Annotated in this window: 18 protein-coding genes; 1 reads left to right on the forward strand and 17 read right to left on the reverse strand. The window is 47.6% G+C overall.

What is annotated here, in order from left to right:
* Positions 1–21: 21 nt before the first annotated feature.
* From ACWP87_RS08570 to ACWP87_RS08650, 17 genes are all read right to left on the reverse strand, one after another.
* Positions 22–951, reverse strand: a complete 930-nt coding sequence (locus ACWP87_RS08570) for a type II toxin-antitoxin system antitoxin SocA domain-containing protein (RefSeq protein WP_014569868.1) — start codon at positions 949–951, stop codon at positions 22–24.
* A gap of 11 nt (positions 952–962) precedes the next feature.
* The gene (locus ACWP87_RS08575; protein ID WP_014569869.1) at positions 963–1,262 is read right to left on the reverse strand and encodes a type II toxin-antitoxin system MqsR family toxin; all 300 of its coding nucleotides are present in this window, start codon (positions 1,260–1,262) and stop codon (positions 963–965) included.
* Between the two features lie 320 nt (positions 1,263–1,582).
* A complete protein-coding gene (locus ACWP87_RS08580; protein WP_005715269.1) occupies positions 1,583–2,083 on the reverse strand; it encodes a QueT transporter family protein in 501 nt (166 codons plus the stop codon).
* A 116-nt stretch (positions 2,084–2,199) separates the two neighbouring features.
* Entirely contained in the window at positions 2,200–2,913 is a 714-nt protein-coding gene (locus ACWP87_RS08585; protein ID WP_014569870.1) for a 3-oxoacyl-ACP reductase, read from the reverse strand.
* Positions 2,910–3,134 (reverse strand): DUF2829 domain-containing protein, encoded by a 225-nt coding sequence (locus ACWP87_RS08590; protein ID WP_005712952.1) that lies wholly within the window; start codon positions 3,132–3,134, stop codon positions 2,910–2,912. The genes ACWP87_RS08585 and ACWP87_RS08590 overlap by 4 nt, the downstream gene beginning before the upstream one ends.
* A gap of 280 nt (positions 3,135–3,414) precedes the next feature.
* Entirely contained in the window at positions 3,415–3,726 is a 312-nt protein-coding gene (locus ACWP87_RS08595; protein WP_005686244.1) for a helix-turn-helix domain-containing protein, read from the reverse strand.
* A 247-nt stretch (positions 3,727–3,973) separates the two neighbouring features.
* Positions 3,974–4,612 carry a histidine phosphatase family protein gene (locus tag ACWP87_RS08600; protein ID WP_014569871.1) on the reverse strand — a complete coding sequence of 213 codons (639 nt, stop codon included), beginning with the start codon at positions 4,610–4,612 and terminating at the stop codon, positions 3,974–3,976.
* A gap of 244 nt (positions 4,613–4,856) precedes the next feature.
* Positions 4,857–5,840: an ABC transporter ATP-binding protein gene (locus ACWP87_RS08605; protein WP_005692769.1), complete on the reverse strand. Its 984-nt coding sequence runs from the start codon at positions 5,838–5,840 to the stop codon at positions 4,857–4,859.
* Position 5,841: 1 nt separating this feature from the next.
* Entirely contained in the window at positions 5,842–6,894 is a 1,053-nt protein-coding gene (locus tag ACWP87_RS08610; RefSeq protein WP_005692768.1) for an ABC transporter ATP-binding protein, read from the reverse strand.
* An 11-nt stretch (positions 6,895–6,905) separates the two neighbouring features.
* On the reverse strand, positions 6,906–7,904 hold the full coding sequence (locus ACWP87_RS08615; protein ID WP_014569872.1) for an ABC transporter permease: 999 nt from the start codon (positions 7,902–7,904) through the stop codon (positions 6,906–6,908).
* Entirely contained in the window at positions 7,904–8,827 is a 924-nt protein-coding gene (gene opp3b / locus ACWP87_RS08620) for an oligopeptide ABC transporter permease (RefSeq protein WP_014569873.1), read from the reverse strand. The genes ACWP87_RS08615 and opp3b overlap by 1 nt, the downstream gene beginning before the upstream one ends.
* Positions 8,828–9,008: 181 nt before the next feature.
* On the reverse strand, positions 9,009–10,628 hold the full coding sequence (locus tag ACWP87_RS08625) for a peptide ABC transporter substrate-binding protein (RefSeq protein ID WP_005692765.1): 1,620 nt from the start codon (positions 10,626–10,628) through the stop codon (positions 9,009–9,011).
* 397 nt (positions 10,629–11,025) lie between these two features.
* On the reverse strand, positions 11,026–12,468 hold the full coding sequence (locus ACWP87_RS08630) for an MFS transporter (protein WP_029943730.1): 1,443 nt from the start codon (positions 12,466–12,468) through the stop codon (positions 11,026–11,028).
* Positions 12,469–12,654: 186 nt separating this feature from the next.
* The gene (gene efp / locus ACWP87_RS08635) at positions 12,655–13,218 is read right to left on the reverse strand and encodes an elongation factor P (protein ID WP_014569875.1); all 564 of its coding nucleotides are present in this window, start codon (positions 13,216–13,218) and stop codon (positions 12,655–12,657) included.
* 493 nt (positions 13,219–13,711) lie between these two features.
* Positions 13,712–14,419 carry a LutC/YkgG family protein gene (locus ACWP87_RS08640; protein WP_014569876.1) on the reverse strand — a complete coding sequence of 236 codons (708 nt, stop codon included), beginning with the start codon at positions 14,417–14,419 and terminating at the stop codon, positions 13,712–13,714.
* On the reverse strand, positions 14,412–15,896 hold the full coding sequence (locus ACWP87_RS08645; RefSeq protein ID WP_014569877.1) for a LutB/LldF family L-lactate oxidation iron-sulfur protein: 1,485 nt from the start codon (positions 15,894–15,896) through the stop codon (positions 14,412–14,414). Before ACWP87_RS08645 ends, ACWP87_RS08640 begins: the two co-directional genes overlap by 8 nt.
* Positions 15,893–16,675 carry a (Fe-S)-binding protein gene (locus ACWP87_RS08650; RefSeq protein ID WP_014569878.1) on the reverse strand — a complete coding sequence of 261 codons (783 nt, stop codon included), beginning with the start codon at positions 16,673–16,675 and terminating at the stop codon, positions 15,893–15,895. The genes ACWP87_RS08645 and ACWP87_RS08650 overlap by 4 nt, the downstream gene beginning before the upstream one ends.
* A gap of 426 nt (positions 16,676–17,101) precedes the next feature.
* Between ACWP87_RS08650 and ACWP87_RS08655 the strand changes: the two genes are divergently transcribed.
* Positions 17,102–17,668 (forward strand): hypothetical protein, encoded by a 567-nt coding sequence (locus ACWP87_RS08655; protein ID WP_005686226.1) that lies wholly within the window; start codon positions 17,102–17,104, stop codon positions 17,666–17,668.
* Positions 17,669–17,719: the final 51 nt, after the last annotated feature.

The following is a 17,719-nucleotide window of genomic DNA, read 5'->3' on the forward strand; positions in this document are numbered from 1 at the left end:
TTAGCCAAGTTTCGATCGCAATCACATTTCTTGATGCTGGTCAAATGTTTTCTTGATCAGCTGAGGTGCAATGACGCCACTGCGAGTCACATCCCAAGGTGAGCCTTTTCGATGGGTTAAGTGGACTAGCCCAGCAGCCGTATAGCCGCGGAAATCATTATCAACTTTCCGCAAAAGGTCGGCAATCTTCCTATCAGATTGAACCAGATTGAAATCTTCGAAAGCCGATTTTTCTAGTGTTTGCGGAACAATTCCGCGTCTACCATTGTATTTCTTGTGAACATCTTCAACGACCGGTCCGTATGGCATGGCGATAATTTTCGATGTGAATAACTCACCGCCTGTCTTAGCAATCCATCTGCCGAATGCAAAGTAAAGCAACTTAACCACTTTCATTTGAGTTAGTTCTTCAGCATTCGGATCTGTTTTTAAGCTGAAGTAGTTTCTAACACGGAACCAATTCGTTAATTGTAATGCAGTAAATTCCGTGTTGTGTTTTAGTGAGGTATCCCCAGCTTTACGATCGCTTAGATAGGACGTCATTTTTTTAACGATCTTCTTAGATAAATTCTGTTGATTTGGAGAAATGAATGATGCGAGAAAATCGTCGTCATTAATGAGTGCCTTTAATATCCGATTATTGGATTCAGATGGAAAAGCACCGGTTTCATATAAAGCGATGGTTGTCGGACTCCATCCCATTAGATCTGCCAATTCTCGTTGAGACAAATTCATACGCGCCCGGTATTTTTTTATTTCTTCGGGAGAAACAATATCCATCTCTTGTCGATACTTTGCATTGGCCAATGCTACCGCAGCATCATCAAGGCGTTGATCAGGAATCAACTCGCCAGTTCTCCGATCAAATTTAGCTGGTGCGGTTACCTTGTATTCTTTTCCGCGAATTAGAAATGTATTCGTGTGGTCTTTGATGATATACGGTTGATTCATACTCGTCGCCCCTATTCATTATAACTTTCGTGGAAAGAAATAAACTTAACCCAATTTGTATCCTGGTTAATTTTAAATTTCAGATAATAGAAAACGCCATATTCCGTTTTAAAAACCCAAACGTACTCATGACTCCCATTACGATCCAGCTCATGTTTCTTATAATCGTTGAGGGACAGTTGTTGAACAATTACTTTGGCTAAGTCCGCTTCGACTGCCTGTGCGCGAGGATTTCTCCGGTTAACAAGGCTGAACCTATTTTCGCTGACAAGATATTTTAGCTTAGCGAGTGTTTCTTCCAGTAGATTCATAACCATACCGTCCTCGTATTTGTACATTGAGCATAACATCTAAGTTTAATAATTGCTACAATTTTGTAGCATCAATGGCTCTATTAAAATCGCAGTATAAATATCTGGATGCGTACAACTCAAGACCTTATTAGCAGCCACAACGCCTATAAACGAACTCAAGTCAAGTTGGTGTAACTATTCCACTCGCCTTTTTCTGCCAACACGTTGCCACAAAATGCCAGCAACCAAGCGTATTAAAAAAGCGCCCCCAAACCATCGAGGAGACGCTCACAGATCCGAAAGTCTAAAAACTAGACCTTCGCAACTTAACTTAAAAATCACTTATCCAAATCCACAAACCGCGTCAGCACCATCATCACAGCGCCGCCGACTGCCATCGAAAGCGCTTCGCCTAGCGCAATGGTGCCGTATGTCGGCCAAAATGGTACCTTGCTGAGCACGACCAGCTCACCGGCGACGGTAAACATTGAGAGGGCAAATAAGACGCCCATGATGGCAAATTTGGCCCATTTTTGGTGGACGAACTTAGCGAGCCAGCGACTGAGCAGGATGAAGGCCAAGGTGCCGATTGTGCCGATGGGAACGTCGAGAATGGCGGTTGGTGATGCTAAGTTGGCCAAAAAAACACCCAACGTAACCGCCCAGACGTACCGACGATTGAAAAGCGCCGTGTAGTTGAGCATCTCGGAGAACCGAACTTGAACGATCCCAAAGCTTAATGGACTAAGCATGAGGGTCATCACCACATAGATGGCGGCGACAATGGCGGTTTTGGCGAGACTGACGATTGAACGATGGGTCATAGATGTTGTTTGCATATTGTTTCTCCTTTGTGGCTTTGCCAGTAATAACGACGATCAAAGGAAATAAGTATCGTCGTGGAAGCGCGCGGGGCGGTTCCGATTCAGTTAATAGTTCTTACAATGTTTCCAGTTTACTTTTCCAACCAACCGCCGTCAATAGGAATCACGGTGCCGTGGATGTAATCGGCCGCGTCACTGGCTAGGAAAAGTGTGAGTTGGGCGACTTCTTCCGGCTTGGCCCAACGTTTGGCTGGGGTTTCTTTTGCGACCCAGGTGGCCATTTTCCCATCACCGGCGAAATCTGCCGCGTTCATGGGCGTGTTGATGGCGCCGGGTGCAAGAGCGTTGGCGCGGATACCTTGGGCAGCGTAGTCTAGATCCAGTTGCTTGGTTAGGCCGATGACCGCGTGCTTGGCGGCAGTATATGCCACGCCACCGCCACCGCCAACGATACCGGCAATGGAACTCATGTTGACGAAAACGCCGTGACCACGCGCCAGCATTCCAGGCAGCAGTGCCTTAATCATCAGGAATTGGCTGGTGAGGTCGACATTGAGAATATGCTGCCACGTGGCCAAATCGGTTTCGGCAACGGTTTTATAGCCATCCAAAATACCTGCTGTGTTGCATACAATGTCCGGCGTATAATCAGCGGCAAGCTTCTTTCCTGTCTCTGGATCGCTCACATCGGCCTGAATTGCGACGGTCACGCCAGTCATTGGTTGCAAGTCGACACCAATCACCTGGGCGCCGGCCGCTTTAAAAGCCGCCGCCTGCGCAGCCCCGATCCCTGATGCCGCCCCGGTTACGACCACAGTCTGGCCGCTAAAATCAAACCGGTTCATGCGTCCACGAGCTGCCAATCTTCGGCCAGAATGTCACAGTCGGTCGGGGACCACAAGCTGAAGGCCTCATCAGCGGTTTTGATCAGAAAATAAGGATTCAGGGTGTCGCCTTCGAACTTACCTTCCGGAACCAGTTGAACATACAACTCGGTACCTTCCCAGCCAGTACGAACGGCCTTTTTTCCTTCTTTTAATGCTGGCAAAACGGCTTCAAATGTCATTGTCACTTTTCCTCCTTTATAAGATGACCCAGCCTGTTCACAGTGTTACTCGCCAAGGCCCGTGTCATCGTTGCGGTTAATTCAGTGCACTTAGTATACGCGATTTTTCTGCCTGCGAACAGTCTTAACCACATGCAGCTTTTCAAAACGTGCGCAGAATTCCGCTAATTGGTAGCAAACATAACTTTTCCGAAAACATTAAAACGGCTCTAAAGACAAAGTGTCTCTAGAACCGTTTTTGCACTTATTGGCAACCGCCGCAAGTTCGCCTACGACACGCTCAGAGGTTAATCACCTGCATGAGTACCTCGGAGACGTGTGCGCGTTCGTTTTCCGGCAACCGCGTTAAATACTTAACCAACGCCAACGTATTGATATCGCTCATTTCCGGGGCGATAAAGAAATCACCCACCTGCATGTCGAGTGCCCGCGCAATGTCAGTCAGCTTCTTGACGCTAATATTGTTGACATCACCACGTTCCATGCGGGATATGAGACTGACAGAAACCCCAGAGCGTTCGGCCAGTTTTTCAATGGTTAAGTTCATACTGCGGCGTTGTTGGTGCACTAATTTGCCGATATTATCTAACATCATGTTCCCCACCTCTAATGTGCGGCGTTATGCTTTAACATTAAATGAAACGTCCGACCATCAAAAGATTTTATAATATTATTTAATAATCCAAAGACGGCCTATTGTCACACAACGCCGGTGCAAGACCCCACATTAACTAACCATTTCACTTCTCAGTATCATTGTAAGCGCTCGCCTTGCGAAAGTGCCAAATATTGGCTTGATAATTTTTTTAATAAAAAACAATGCCGGGTGGGTGGCATTGTTACTTGGTTTGATATTCACTTGGTACAAATGCCCACAGCGTGCCGCGGGTAAATTGTTCCCCGTCACCTGTATCCAATTCACTGATGCTGTTGTTAGGCGGCATGGTCATCTCATCACGCGCATCGTCCAACTCGGCGCCTAGATAAGTGCTCATTAGCAGCATGCCCAACAACCCATGGGCCACCACGAGCACCTTACCATCCGGATGTTGCTGATAAATGCCGGCAATAGCGCGGCGCCCACGATTTAAAGCCTCAGCGAAGGATTCAGCGCCAATCCGCTTATAATCAAACTCAGCGAGATGGTGATAGTAATTATCAATTTGCGGATCGTCTTGCACGGAAGCAAGTAGCTGCCCGTCCCAATCGCCTAAATCGACTTCCCGCAGATCCCGTACCGTCACGATCGCCGGCTGCGAAACCTTGCTTTGCGCCACGATCAATTCAGCGGTGGTTTGCGCCCGCGGCATCGGACTGGCGTAAATACCGGCAAAACCGGTCGTAGCAAAATACCGTCCAACTGCCTCCGCGCCTGCCCGGCCAGCCGGAGTCAGCGGCGTATCCGTCCGCCCGCCATTGAACCGCCGCGCCAAATTGGTCTCCGTCTGCCCATGGCGCACAAAATAAAACTTGGTCATCCTTCCACACACTCCTTTAAAACCAGTGTAGCAGAAGATTCGCTGAAAACGTTACCTCACCATAAAAACGCGGCCTAGTTTAAACAAGCTTAAAGATCAGAATTAGCTATTCGAACCGTTTTCTTGCGCCAATACTGCGGATATGACAAAAAGCCGAGGACACATTTTCAGTGTTTTCGGCTTTTTGTTGTAAGAATCATTTTTAAAGATTCGCCCTAGCAGAATGTTATCATGTTTGACCGCGTTATTCTGCTGCCGTGCCTGCTGGGGCCTTATGATCCTCTTGTGCTTCAGCTTTATACGCTGCCACTTCATCGTCAGCTGCAAAGATAAAGTGGTCAGGATAGACTTCGACCATTTTACGTTGCTTATTATCGCCTTCGACCTTGCTTGCATCATAAGGTATCGGTACACGCTGGCGTTCGATGTCTGGATCGGGAACTGGGATTGCAGACAAGAGACTCTTGGTGTATGGATGGAGGGGATGTGTGTATACTTCTTCCGCACTGGCCAATTCGACAAGCCGCCCGTAATGCATAACGGCAATCCGATCAGAAATATACTTGACCATAGATAAGTCATGGGCGATGAACAGATACGTCAGACCTTGCCGATCCTGAATGTCTTTTAGCAAGTTGACGACCTGTGCCTGAATCGAAACATCCAGCGCACTGATCGGTTCATCGGCAATAATGAACTTCGGCTGAACTGCCAGTGCCCGGGCAATCCCGATTCTTTGACGCTGGCCACCGGAGAATTCATGCGGGTAACGCGTGGCATGATCCGCATTTAAACCAACCTCATCCAATAAAGCTTCGACTTGATGATCACGGTCGGCGCGATCTTTAGCCAAATGATGAATATCAATACCTTCTGCAATAATGTCTTTGACTTTCATCCGTGGATTTAATGAGGCATACGGATCCTGAAAAATCATCTGCGTATTACGCCGGAAATCCAACATTTGTTTGGAGCCATTTTTCAATTTGGCAATGTCTTGACCGTTATAGAGAATTTCGCCACTGGTTGGATCATACAAGCGAATGATAGCCCGGCCGGTGGTGGTTTTCCCGGAACCGGATTCACCAACCAGACCTAGCGTTTCGCCCTCATAGATATCAAACGAAATATCTTGAATGGCCTTTACTTCGTCTTTCTTTCCGGCATTAAAGGTTTGAACCAGATGTTTGACCGAAACCAACACTTTTTTCTTTTGACTGTCCGCCACGTTAGTTCACCGCCTTTTCGTCTGGATGTTTACTTGCCCATAATGCATGCCGCCGCGCGATTTCTGGCGGTAACTCGACTTTGGGTGCGCCTGGTGCTAACAACCAAGTAGCCGCAGCGTGGGTTGGTGAAATCTTGAAGAATGGTGGTTCTTCTTCAAGATCAATTGCCATGGCATACGGATTGCGCGGGGCAAATGCGTCACCCTTTGGCGGATCCAGCAAATCCGGCGGTGTCCCCGGAATGGCATACAGACGATCCGTTTTGGTCTCTAAGGTCGGCATTGCCTCCAGCAGTCCCCAAGTATATGGATGCTGCGCGTTGTAAAAGATTTCGTCAACGGTGCCGTATTCGACAATCTTACCCGCGTACATGACTGCCACCCGATCGGCAATCCCGGCAACGACGCCGAGATCGTGGGTGATAAAGATAATGGAAGTATCAATCTTAGACTGGATTTCCTTCAGCATGTGAATAATTTGCGCTTGAATAGTCACATCCAGCGCCGTGGTCGGTTCATCTGCGAGCAGAATCTGCGGATGGTTAATAATCGCAATCGCAATGACAATCCGTTGACGTTGGCCGCCAGAGAACTGATGCGGATAATCTTTCAATCGTGAACCGGCGCCTTTGATACCCACTAGTTCAAGCACCCGTTCAGCTTCCTTCAATGCATCGGCCTTGCTCATTTTGTTATGCAGCAACAGCGGTTCAGCAACTTGCTTACCAATCGTCATCGTTGGATCCAGTGACGTCATCGGATCCTGAAAAATCATGGCAACATCATTACCGCGCATGGCATTCAATTGCTTTTCCGACTTTTTAAGAATGTCACCGCCATCAAACAAAACTTCACCATTGGTAATCTTGGCGTTGGGTGCCAATAAGCCCATGACTGTGCGCACGGTTACCGATTTACCAGAGCCAGATTCGCCAACAATCGCCAACGTCTCGCCTTTGTTCAAGTCAAAGCTGACATTGCGAATCGCGTGGACCGGTCCGGCATAGGTGGCAAAGTCGATTTGTAAATCTTTTACTTCGAGAATCTTACTCATTTTGCCACCTCCTAATGTTCACTGCGCGGATCAAAGGCATCGCGCAAACCATCAGCCAGCAAGTTAAAGGCCAGCATCAGAATAACGATGACAATCGCTGGGTATAACAACTGATACGGCAGCACTTGCAGGTTCTTTTGCCCATCTGACAACAGCGTCCCTAAACTAGCAGTCGGTGCTGGCAAACCAATCCCGATATAACTCAGGAAGGCTTCAAAGAAGATCGCTGTTGGAATCGTGAACATGGTTTGAATAATGATGATCGAGCTTAGGTTCGGAATCAAATGTTTAAAAGCGATCTTAATACTCGACTCGCCTAACGTTCTGGCGGCCAGCACAAACTCCTGATCTTTTAACTGCAGGGTCTGCGCACGAATGAGTCGTGCCATCGTGACCCAGCCAGTCAAAGCAATCGCTAAGATAATGGAAGTCATCCCTGGTTTGAATACCAGCAGCATCAGAATAACAACAACCAAGTTTGGCACACTAGAGATGATTTCAATGACACGTTGCATTAACGTATCGGTCAAACCACCGCGCCAACCGGAGATGATGCCGTAGAAAACGCCAATGGTTAAATCAAAGAATGTTGCAACAATCCCGATGAAAAGGGAAACGCGCGTGCCGACCATAATCCGAGACAGCAAATCACGCCCAAGGTAGTCCGTCCCAAGCAGGAAATAGACGTTTTTACCCATACCGGCATATTTGTTTTGGCCATTCATATAGCCGTTTAGTCCCGGCAAATCAATGCCTGGCCACTTTGGCGGTAAATTAGAATAATTAAGACTCTGTTTATTCGGATTGGCTGGTGATAGCCAAATTGACACGATAGAGATCACACCAATGATGATCAGTACCCAAAGTGAAATGACCGCGGCCTTATTTTTCTTTAAGCGGCGAATCGCATCTTGCGTGAATGTCAACGCAGGCGTGGCAATACGCTCTTGTTCAGCCGCATTCACTTTGACACGCTTGAATGCCTCTGGACTTAATTTTGTTGTTGCCATTAGTTTGCCTCCCCGCTCAGTCGAATTCGTGGATCAATGAAGCCGTATAGAATATCGACAACAAGGATCACAACCGTTAACATCGCACTGTAAAGAATCGTTAAGCCCATGATGACCGGATAATCGTTCGTTGTGATGGACTTGACAAATTGTTCCCCGATTCCGGGAATGGCAAAAATGTTTTCGACAACCAGTGATCCAACCATCAAGTCAACTGCCATTGGCCCAATAATCGTTACAATCGGAATCATGGAATTACGCAAAGCATGTTTTGCCACAACCTGCCAGCGCGATTCACCTTTAGACCGAGCTAGCTCGATATAATCCGAGCTCAGCACGTCCACCATCTCGGTTCGCATAAACCGCGCTGTCTGTGCCAACGGGGCGATCGCCAAGGCAATGGTCGGCAAAATACTATATGAAAACCCACCCCATAACGCTACCGGGAATGTCCCTGTCTTGTAAGCAAACAACTGCAACAGCGCAGCAAACACGAAGTTAGGAATTGAGCGTCCCAGAATAGCGAAAATTGTAGCTTCGGCATCAACGGCAGTGTTCTTTCGAATTGCCGCAATGGCACCAAGCACAATCCCGATAAGTGTTCCAAGCACCATTGCCTGCGCACCGATCTGTAGCGAAGGACCGAGCCGGGAAACAATCAGATTGGAAACCGTTTGGCCCGGAAATTGATAAGACATCCCGAAGTCACCGTGCGTGATACCAACCATATACGTGAGATATTGGATCCAAACCGGCTTATCCAGTCCATACTGTCTCTTCAGAATTTCCAGCTGATCAGCCGGAATCTTGGGGTTATTAAATGGCGTCCCTGGCAATGCCTTCATTAAAAAGAAGGTGATTGACGCAACAAGAAACAGTGTCAGGAGCAGGAAGCCGATCCGTTTTAAAATATATTTGACCATGATTCACTCCTGTTTTTTGGGCATTGGCCCTAATAAGCAAACGGCGTTGTCCGCCGCAAAACACGTGACAACGCCGCTTGTGAGAACTACTTATTGGAAACAAGTTCCGATTTAGGAAACCCTGTAAGATTCCTAAACGCGTTGATCTGTCTAACAGTTGCTAAGACAGGTCACGCTTTTATTACTTAACCTTGGCATTTACAAAATCGTAAGAGTTAGTCGGGTTATATTTCAAACCGGTAATGGTCTTACGTTGCAAGGTTGTTTGAACCCGTTGATACAAAGGTACAACGCCTTGTTCTTTAGTGAGCAGTTCTTGTGCTTTCAACAAGGTGTTCCAACGAGCGGTGGCATTGGTTGCATCGGTCGTCTTGGACTGTTTGATCAAAGCATCGTATTCGCTGTTTGCCCATTTACCATCGTTATAACTATTATCGGACGTAAACAGATCAAGGAAGGTAATGGCATCCGGGAAGTCAGCACTCCAAGCGGAGATAACCATGTCAAACTGACCATTTTGAGAACGGGAAAGACGGGTCTTGAATGGCACTGTTGCAATTGTTACCTTCAAGCCTGGCAGATTCTGTTGTAAGGTGCTTTGAATGTATTCAGCCGAGCGCTTGGCATTCGTGGTATCATCGGTCAACAGTTCCAAGGTTGGGTTCGTCTGACCGGTCTCTTTCAAGCCTTCTGTCCAGAGTTGTTTAGCCTTAGCAGGATCATACTTAACTGTAGAAGATTCTGCTTTAGTCGCTGCCTTTGAGAAGTCCTGTCCATTCTTAGCAAATAAACCTTGAGGCGTCACATTGTTCGCAGCAATTGATGAATCATTCAAAACTTTCTTGATGTATTCTTGACGATTGATTGCCATCGAGACTGCCTGACGAATCTTGGTATTCTTGAAGATAGGATCTTTCTTCTCATTCAACTCAAGATAAAATGTTGCACTTTGCTTAAGCGGTGTGTATCCAGACATTGTCTTAGCTTGTGCTGCCTGTTCACCTGACAACTGAGCAATATCCAACTTATTCGATTGATACAGGTTCAAAGCAGTTTGCGGATCCTTAACCACTTGCCCATTGATCGTATCGATGTGGACATTCTTAGCATTCCAGTAGGTTTTGTTCTTCTTTTCCTTCCATGAATTACCAGTCCCATTCCAATCTTTTAATTCATAAGGGCCATTCGAGAGAAGGTACTTAGAAGTCGTGCCATACTTCTTACCAACCTTTTCAACAAACTTCTCATTCTGCGGGAAGAATGCCGGATTGACTAACATGGTCTTAAAGTAAGGAATGGCGTGATCCAAGGTCACTTTCAGCGTGGTCTTGTTAACCGCTGTAACGCCTAAGGTACTAGCTGCCTTCTTACCGGCTGTGATATCGTCCGCGTTCTTCACGCCGGAATACAGATAAGCATACTGAGACTTGGTCTTAGGATCAACCGTTCGCCGCCAAGCAAAAACAAAATCCTGTGCAGTAACGGCATCGCCATTGCTCCATTTAGCGTTCCGTAGCTTAAAGGTATAAGTCTTGCCGCCGTCCGTCACTTTTGGCTCGCTTTTTGCGATCGCTGGCTTCAAGTCACTGCCGGAATACCGATACAAACCATCCATGGTATCAATCAATGCTTGCCCCGCAATCGCGTCCGTATTTGTTGACGGATCCATTGTGGAGATAACATCACTTTCCATCCGAGTGATTGATGTACCTTTGCTGCTGGAAGCATTAGAACCACAGGCTGCCAGCACCCCAGCGAGCGCAATTGCTGTGCCCGCAACCATTGTTTTTCTAAATTTCATCCTGTTCCCTCCTAAAATGATTGAACTTACCTTACATTAGAATCTCATTAATGTAAATAAGCGAATCCTCAATTTTGAATAAAAAAACTTGTATGTCATAAAACATCACAGGAAAAGAAGCGGAAGTTATTGGGACAACATCTTGTGCATCAACTATGCATATTTTTAAATCTCCCGTTAAAACGGGGATTTACAAGGTACTAAACTGTTTACTTTAGATGATCCTTTGGGGAAACCGCTAAACTTTTACAGAAATCCGCGAATATTAAATAACATCAATTTATGTCCCTAAAATTGGCTTGTTTTTCCCTGACCGCCATTCTTTCAGACATAATTTTCACTTCTGTCAAACCAGAAATGAAAAACATTGTCGCCGCTCAGTTAATGCTAATCGTTTTCAAAGTACATGCTTATTTTTTGTCAGTACCGCGTTCGCTTGTCGTTTTCGCAGACTGCGGATAATGACAATGATTAAGCCCACCACCGATACTAAAGTGGCTAACCAAAAAACTGTTGCCAGTGCGTGTAGAAAAGGGGCGCCCGATTGAGCTGAGATGCGGGTCACACCGGGCAATTGGGCAAATAGTAACGTGGCGCCGAAGCTAATACCGATCGTTAAGCCAACGGTGCGTGCCAGTGAATTCAACGAACCGGCTACTCCTGAGAGTTTGTCATCGACGGCTCCCATCGTTAGCGCATTGTTCGGCGAAAGGAACAGTGCCATCCCTGCTCCGTTAGCCACAATCGACCAGATAATCGGTGCCATAGTGATTCTGACTGGATAATTGGCATACCCGATTTGCGAGATGATTAACACTAATAAGCCTAAAATCGTTAAATAGTACCGATTCCAATGATCGGCCAACCAGCCGGCAAATGGCGTGATCACCAACATCGTGACACTTTGTAGCATCATCAGTAACCCGCTTGAAAATGCTGAGATTCCCCCATAGCTTTGAAGATAAAATGGCAAAAGAATGTTTGATACTGAATTAACCAGCATCACGATAAGCAAGACGCTAACAGAAATCAGATAGTCGGCGTTATGCATAATCACCGGTGCAATCCAAGGAGACCGGGCCTGCTGATCTTGCACAAACGCCAGGACCGTCAAGAAAATGCCGCCTGCCAACACCCCTGTACCGAGCCAAAATTGCATTGGCTGCTGTAACCAGTATCCACTGGCAAACATCAGGATCATGCCCCCGGTAAACAGATTCTGACCGGTCCAGTTTGCCTGCTGCCACACGCGCCTAATTTCACCGGGTTCGGGGCGACGTAACGGCAACACGCGCATACCTGCAAGGACAATGAAGATCCCGACTGGCACATTAAATAAGTAAATCCACCGCCAACTCGCCCAGGTAATCAGGATGCCGCCAAATGCCGGACCGGAAATCGAGCCGATTGATATAAACATCGAAATGACCGCCAATGCCTCAGCACGGGTCGCATCGGGAAAATATTCACTGATAATCCCCATCGAATTAGCCATAATCATCGCCGAGCCAACTGCCTGGACCACGCGCCCGGCCATGATGGTGAAATAAGTTGGCGCAATGCCGGTCAGTAGCGAGCCCACGATGAAAATGACCTCGCCCAGCAGAAACACGAGATTTTTGGAGACTAAATCACCGATATGGCCAAACATCACGAGCAAGACTGCCGTTGTAATGAGGCCAATTGAAACAATCCATGTTGCTGCACTGCTTGAGATCATCAAGTCTTCGGAGATCTTCGGCATTGCCAGGTTCGTGCTAGAACCAGACAAAGCGGTTAATAATGACATCAGCCCTAAAATGATCAAGATTTTTATGCGTTGCACCCGCGCCATCGCCAATGCTCCCACACCCTTTCGCATGTATTCTATGCTCGTTAGCCACCAGCTACAATTATTCCGCCCTGTAGCAAATAAGGTGTGCGTCATTTTAATTCTGGCCTTTGATACGCATAGACTCTGGCAATGACGCGCTCACCAAAAAAGGCGACGCATCATTGCGTCACCTTTCGATAATCTAATTAATCACTATTTTTGCGCGCGTCCCTTATAAGCACCCGTATCCGTGGTCACCAAAATGTTTTCGCCTGCTTTGACAAAATCAGGCACAGTCACCACCAGCCCGGTTTCAAGTGTGGCTGGTTTGCCGCCGCCCGCAACCGTTCCGCCTTTGACAGACGGCTGGGTGTCGGTCACCTTGAGTTCAACGGTTCCGGGAAGTTCAAGCCCGATCACTTCATCACCGTAAAACTCAATTTCGACCGGAATATTTGGCAGCATGAACTTCAACTCGTGCTCAATACTTGAAGTCGGTAATTCATACTGTTCATAGCTATCACTGTCCATGAAATAAGCAGTATCATCTTGCGTATACAGATACGTTGCTTTTTTCCGATCCATGATGGCGATTTCGATTTTTTCACTCGGCCGCATGGTCGTCATGACATTGGCGCCGGAACGAACGTCATACAGTTTCATCTGCATCACGGTGTTTCCTTTGCCTGGCTTATGATGATTTGATTCCAAAACCTTGATCAGTTTGCCATCCTTAACAAAAACCATTCCGGCCTTCAAATCGATTGCTTCCGTCATGTCGTTATCCCCTTTATTTCCATTGTGCTGTTATTGCACGTCTCAGAATTTAGTATACCATAATACCTTGTGCGGGAGCCGGCACTAACTAGGGATGAAGTGTAAGTGTCAGCCCTTTCCTTGGTTCTACTCTAATTAAGTGATTTCCGATACTCCGAGCTGGCTCCGCGGTGGCTGGGGCTGGCGACCGCGCAGCTAGAGTGGTGGGCGCGACTTCGAACCCGCAAAGACCGCGGTTTCGAAGCTCGGCCTTGGTCTAAAGCGGAGAAGCCCACTCCGCTTAAGACCAATTTCACCACTGAGCCCGCCACCGCTCCGCCAGCTCTTGCTTTCTATCCCTGCACTCAAACAACGAGACTCAACGTATCCTTCGTTGAAGAGTACGTTCCAATTAATCCGATAAGTATAATCTGTCCAACCAAAAAAGCCGACCCTAGCGCAGATACGCTCGCTAGGCCCGACTTTTCCCGCAACTCATCAGCTAAAACAGTCGCTACATATCCTCAACGACCAAATACGTCATGTCTAGCGGTCCATGGACACCGACGACCAAGGTCATTTCGATGTCGCCGGAGTTGGAAGGTCCGGTGATGAAGTTGATGTTGCTGGTTTCTAGCTGTCCGGCCTTCATTGCGGCATCGTAGCGATCCATGGCTTGGCGTGAACGTGGCAGGATGTTGCTTTTCTTGACGATTGCTAAATAATGCGTCGACAGAAAATGGAAGCCTCGGCCTTGTCCGGGCGTGGTCGCAACGGTGATGGTCCCGGATTCTGCTAATAGATAATCCGCAAAGCCAATGGCCACATCCGCAGCCGCAGCTTGCTTCAAGTTGAAGTCACGGCCTTTTCCGGGGGTCCAGTACATTGGCTTGGGAGTAACGGTTTGCGTCCACTCGTCTAGGCCATAGTCGTGGTATTGGTCCGTGGTTGGCAAAATGAGTGTCTTGGGCGCATCGTGTTCGATGTAAGCGTTGAGCGCGGTTGCCAACTCTGCTTTGGTGGTGGTTTCAAACGTGACATGCACCGCTTCACTGTTTTGCTTGGCGATGGCTTCCAACTCATCTTGGGAATGGCCGGACAGAGTTGTTTCCGGCAAGTCGTTTAAAGGCACAAACGGATGATCCTTGAGCTGGTGCCGCGGGCGGCCGGCTTTTTCGGCAATAGCATTTAAAAAGTCCTCGCGATTACTGTGATCAATCATGCTTTTCCGCCTCCAATGCTGCTTTGTGTTGTTTGAACCAATGGCGGAAATTCTCGTTTTTCTTCGGTGGTCGCGGCAAGTCACGCACATCGGTCCAACCGCGGGCCAGCTTGGGCATCATGCCGGTTTGTTTAATTCGGCCGCTGTTGTATTCATTTTCAACACTGCCTTGATCTTTGGTTGCCAAAACACCCATCATTGCGTGGTCCATATCAAGCGCCATGTTGAACAGAACCGGCGCACTGGTGCCGACGCCGACCATTTTCATGATTTTATCGCTAAAACTGTGATCGGTTTTCAGCTTGTCCATCATTACTTCCCGGTGCTTGATTAACAGATGGTGCAGCGGGATGCGGACAGGGCAGGTTTCGGTGCAGGCCGCGCATAGACTGGAAGCAAATGGTAGGTCGCCGAATTTTTCATAGCCATCCAGCACTGGTGACAGCACCGCACCAATCGGTCCCGGATAAATCGAACCGTAACCGTGACCGCCAATGTGCCGGTATACCGGGCAAACATTCAGGCAGGCCCCGCAACGAATACACTGCAAGACCGGCTCAAATGGCGTTCCTAAAGCATTGCTGCGGCCGTTGTCGACAATGACCACGTGGAAGTCTTCCGGGCCGTCTGCTTCACCGGCAACTTGTTTACCGGAGAAGGAACAGTAACTGGTCAGCTTCTGTCCCACCGCCGAGCGCGAAAGCATGTTGTCTAGCGTCTCGGCTTCCTTGAGACTCGGCACAATCCGTTCCATCCCCATCACAACTACCTGCGTCTTAGGAATGGCCATGGTCAGATCCGCATTGCCTTCATTGGTGACCAAGTTAATCAAGCCGGAATCGGCAATGGCAAAATTACACCCGGTAATCCCGAAGTCGGCTTGCAAGAAATAGCGGCGCAAATATTCCCGCGCAAACCGCGCCAAATGTTCCGGATCGTTATCCCCTTTGTAGCCGAGCTTATCAAAAATCGTCTTAACTTGATCCCGATTCTTGGCCAACGCCGGGAACACAATATGCGTCGGTTCAGCCCAGTCGTCTTCTTGCAAAATAAATTCCGCCAAATCGGTTTCCATCAGCTGGGTGCCCGGAAGTTTCAGTAGCTCCTTGTCCAGATTGATTTCTGTTGTCACCATGGATTTGGATTTAACGATTTTATGCGCCTGCTTTTGCTTGGCAAGGTTGGTAATGTAGGCTGCGGCTTCTTTGTCTGTCTTGGCAAAATAAACATGACCGCCGCGTTTTTCGATATTATCGCTGAATTCTTCTAAATAATCCGGTAAGTATTTAATGACATGTTGACGAATCTGCTCGCCTAAGTCCCGCCATTGCGGCCAATTACCCAGCTCTTTACGCGAAGCCTCGCGCTTGTCCCACTGCGCATCCTGCGACTTGGCAACACTGGCTTGCATGAACTTATCCTGTTCCGATTCTTTAACCCGCTCCAAGAACGGCTTGTCACTGGTTGAAATGCTCATGGGCGCACCTCCTGTTCAACCCCGAGCGGTTCATGAAACTTGATCCGCTCCGGATTCACATTGTGGTTCAATACTTCGGCAATGTGCATAATCTTAATCTTTTCGTTACGGCGGGAAAAACGGCCGGCGATGTTCATCAGGCACGCGGGATCGGCTGAAATCAGCACATGTGCGCCGGTACTGAGCACATCGTTGACTTTTTCATCAACCATTTGCTTGGAAATTTCCGGCTCTTTGGCTGAAAACATCCCGCCAAAACCGCAACAATTTTCAATATGTGGCAAAGGTTCCATCTGTAAGTCCTTAACGTGATCCAGCAAGACAAACGGTGCCGTGCGTTCGCCTAGCAACCGGGTCATGTGGCAGGAGCGATGGTAAGTGGCTTTGGCATCTAACTCAGCGCCGGCATCAATGACATTCAAGACGCGATACAGAAACTGGGAAAATTCATACGTCTTGTCTGCCACTTCTTTAGCCTTTTGGGCGTATTCCAGATCGTCTTTCAATAGCACCCGATATTCGCGCAACATGTTCACGCAAGAACCGGCTGGCCCGACAATATAATCGGCATCAACCGAAAGCAGCGCGTCAATTTCGTTGCGAAACACCTTTTGACTTTCCTTCACATACCCGGAGTTGTAAGTCGGTTGGCCGCAACAAATCTGTTTGATCGGCATGAAGGTTTCACACCCAAACCGTTCCAACACCTCGACCATCGCCGCTCCGACATTGGGGAAGAAAAGATCCACGATGCAGGTGGAGAAAATAACTACTTTCATAATGCACCTCCCATATTACAATCATTCCAATTTAACTATACACCTGTGACAACGGATTAGACACCGAAAACGGTTTCAAAATGTTAAATGTTATTTTTATTGGCGCCTCTTTTTCCGCCATGCTAACCGTGCCATTTTCTTCGCACTTTTGTTGGCAGATGGGTAACCCTGTTTTAGGAGCATAACCGGTCTGGATAGCTACAATGTATACCATTTATAGAACCATAATCAATATCAATTTATTTATATTGGCCACTACCCGACACGCCGAGAGCTCGTTCTTTTCACAAGCGTAAAACAGTGTCTTTTCATTGATATACCGCTGTTCCTCACGGTTTCACAGCCTTGATTTTTTTCTTAAAAGGACTATCGTTGAAGGTGAGTTAGGGTTACCTAAATAACTCAAATCAAACAGGAGGCGGGTTTATGCGGAAGCAATATAGGGCAACATTGCGGGCGCTTAACTCAGATTGCATTGGTCGGCAGGCACATGGCTTTGCAAATTTTGAAGTTACCGATGATGATGCTCTGCAGATTCGCATTGAAATGTTCAATACGCCAGCGGACATGAATCACATGGCAGTCTTGGAAAGCTCCGGTTCCGATGCGCCGGTCACGCCAGCCACAAGTGCTCAGGATCAGAATCATGATGGGGTCGTCGATGAAGAAGAAGCCGAACAAGTTTCCGGTAAAGTCTTTGTCCCTCTCGATAATGCACCGGATAAGTTGAAGTTGGTGGGTGGCAAATACCCTGAAGCCGACGACAACGGGTTCTATATTTACCAGCAGCGGGTTGTCGTATCCCAACTTCGCCAACAACTGGCGAAACATTATGGTCATGATGTTTTCACCCTAGACAATACCGTGGTTTACGTCAACGGGGTTCAAAATGACGTCTTGTTACCAAAAACCGTGGCGAGTGATTTAGATGAAAAAAAGCCTTATCTCACTTTGCCAATTGCAGTGGGTAAGTTGTACAAGGTCATGGGCTGATAGTTGCGACACTGCTAATCTAATAAAAAGACTGGAACAAAGCATCTCATC

Source organism: Lacticaseibacillus sp. 22 (genome assembly GCF_055413445.1).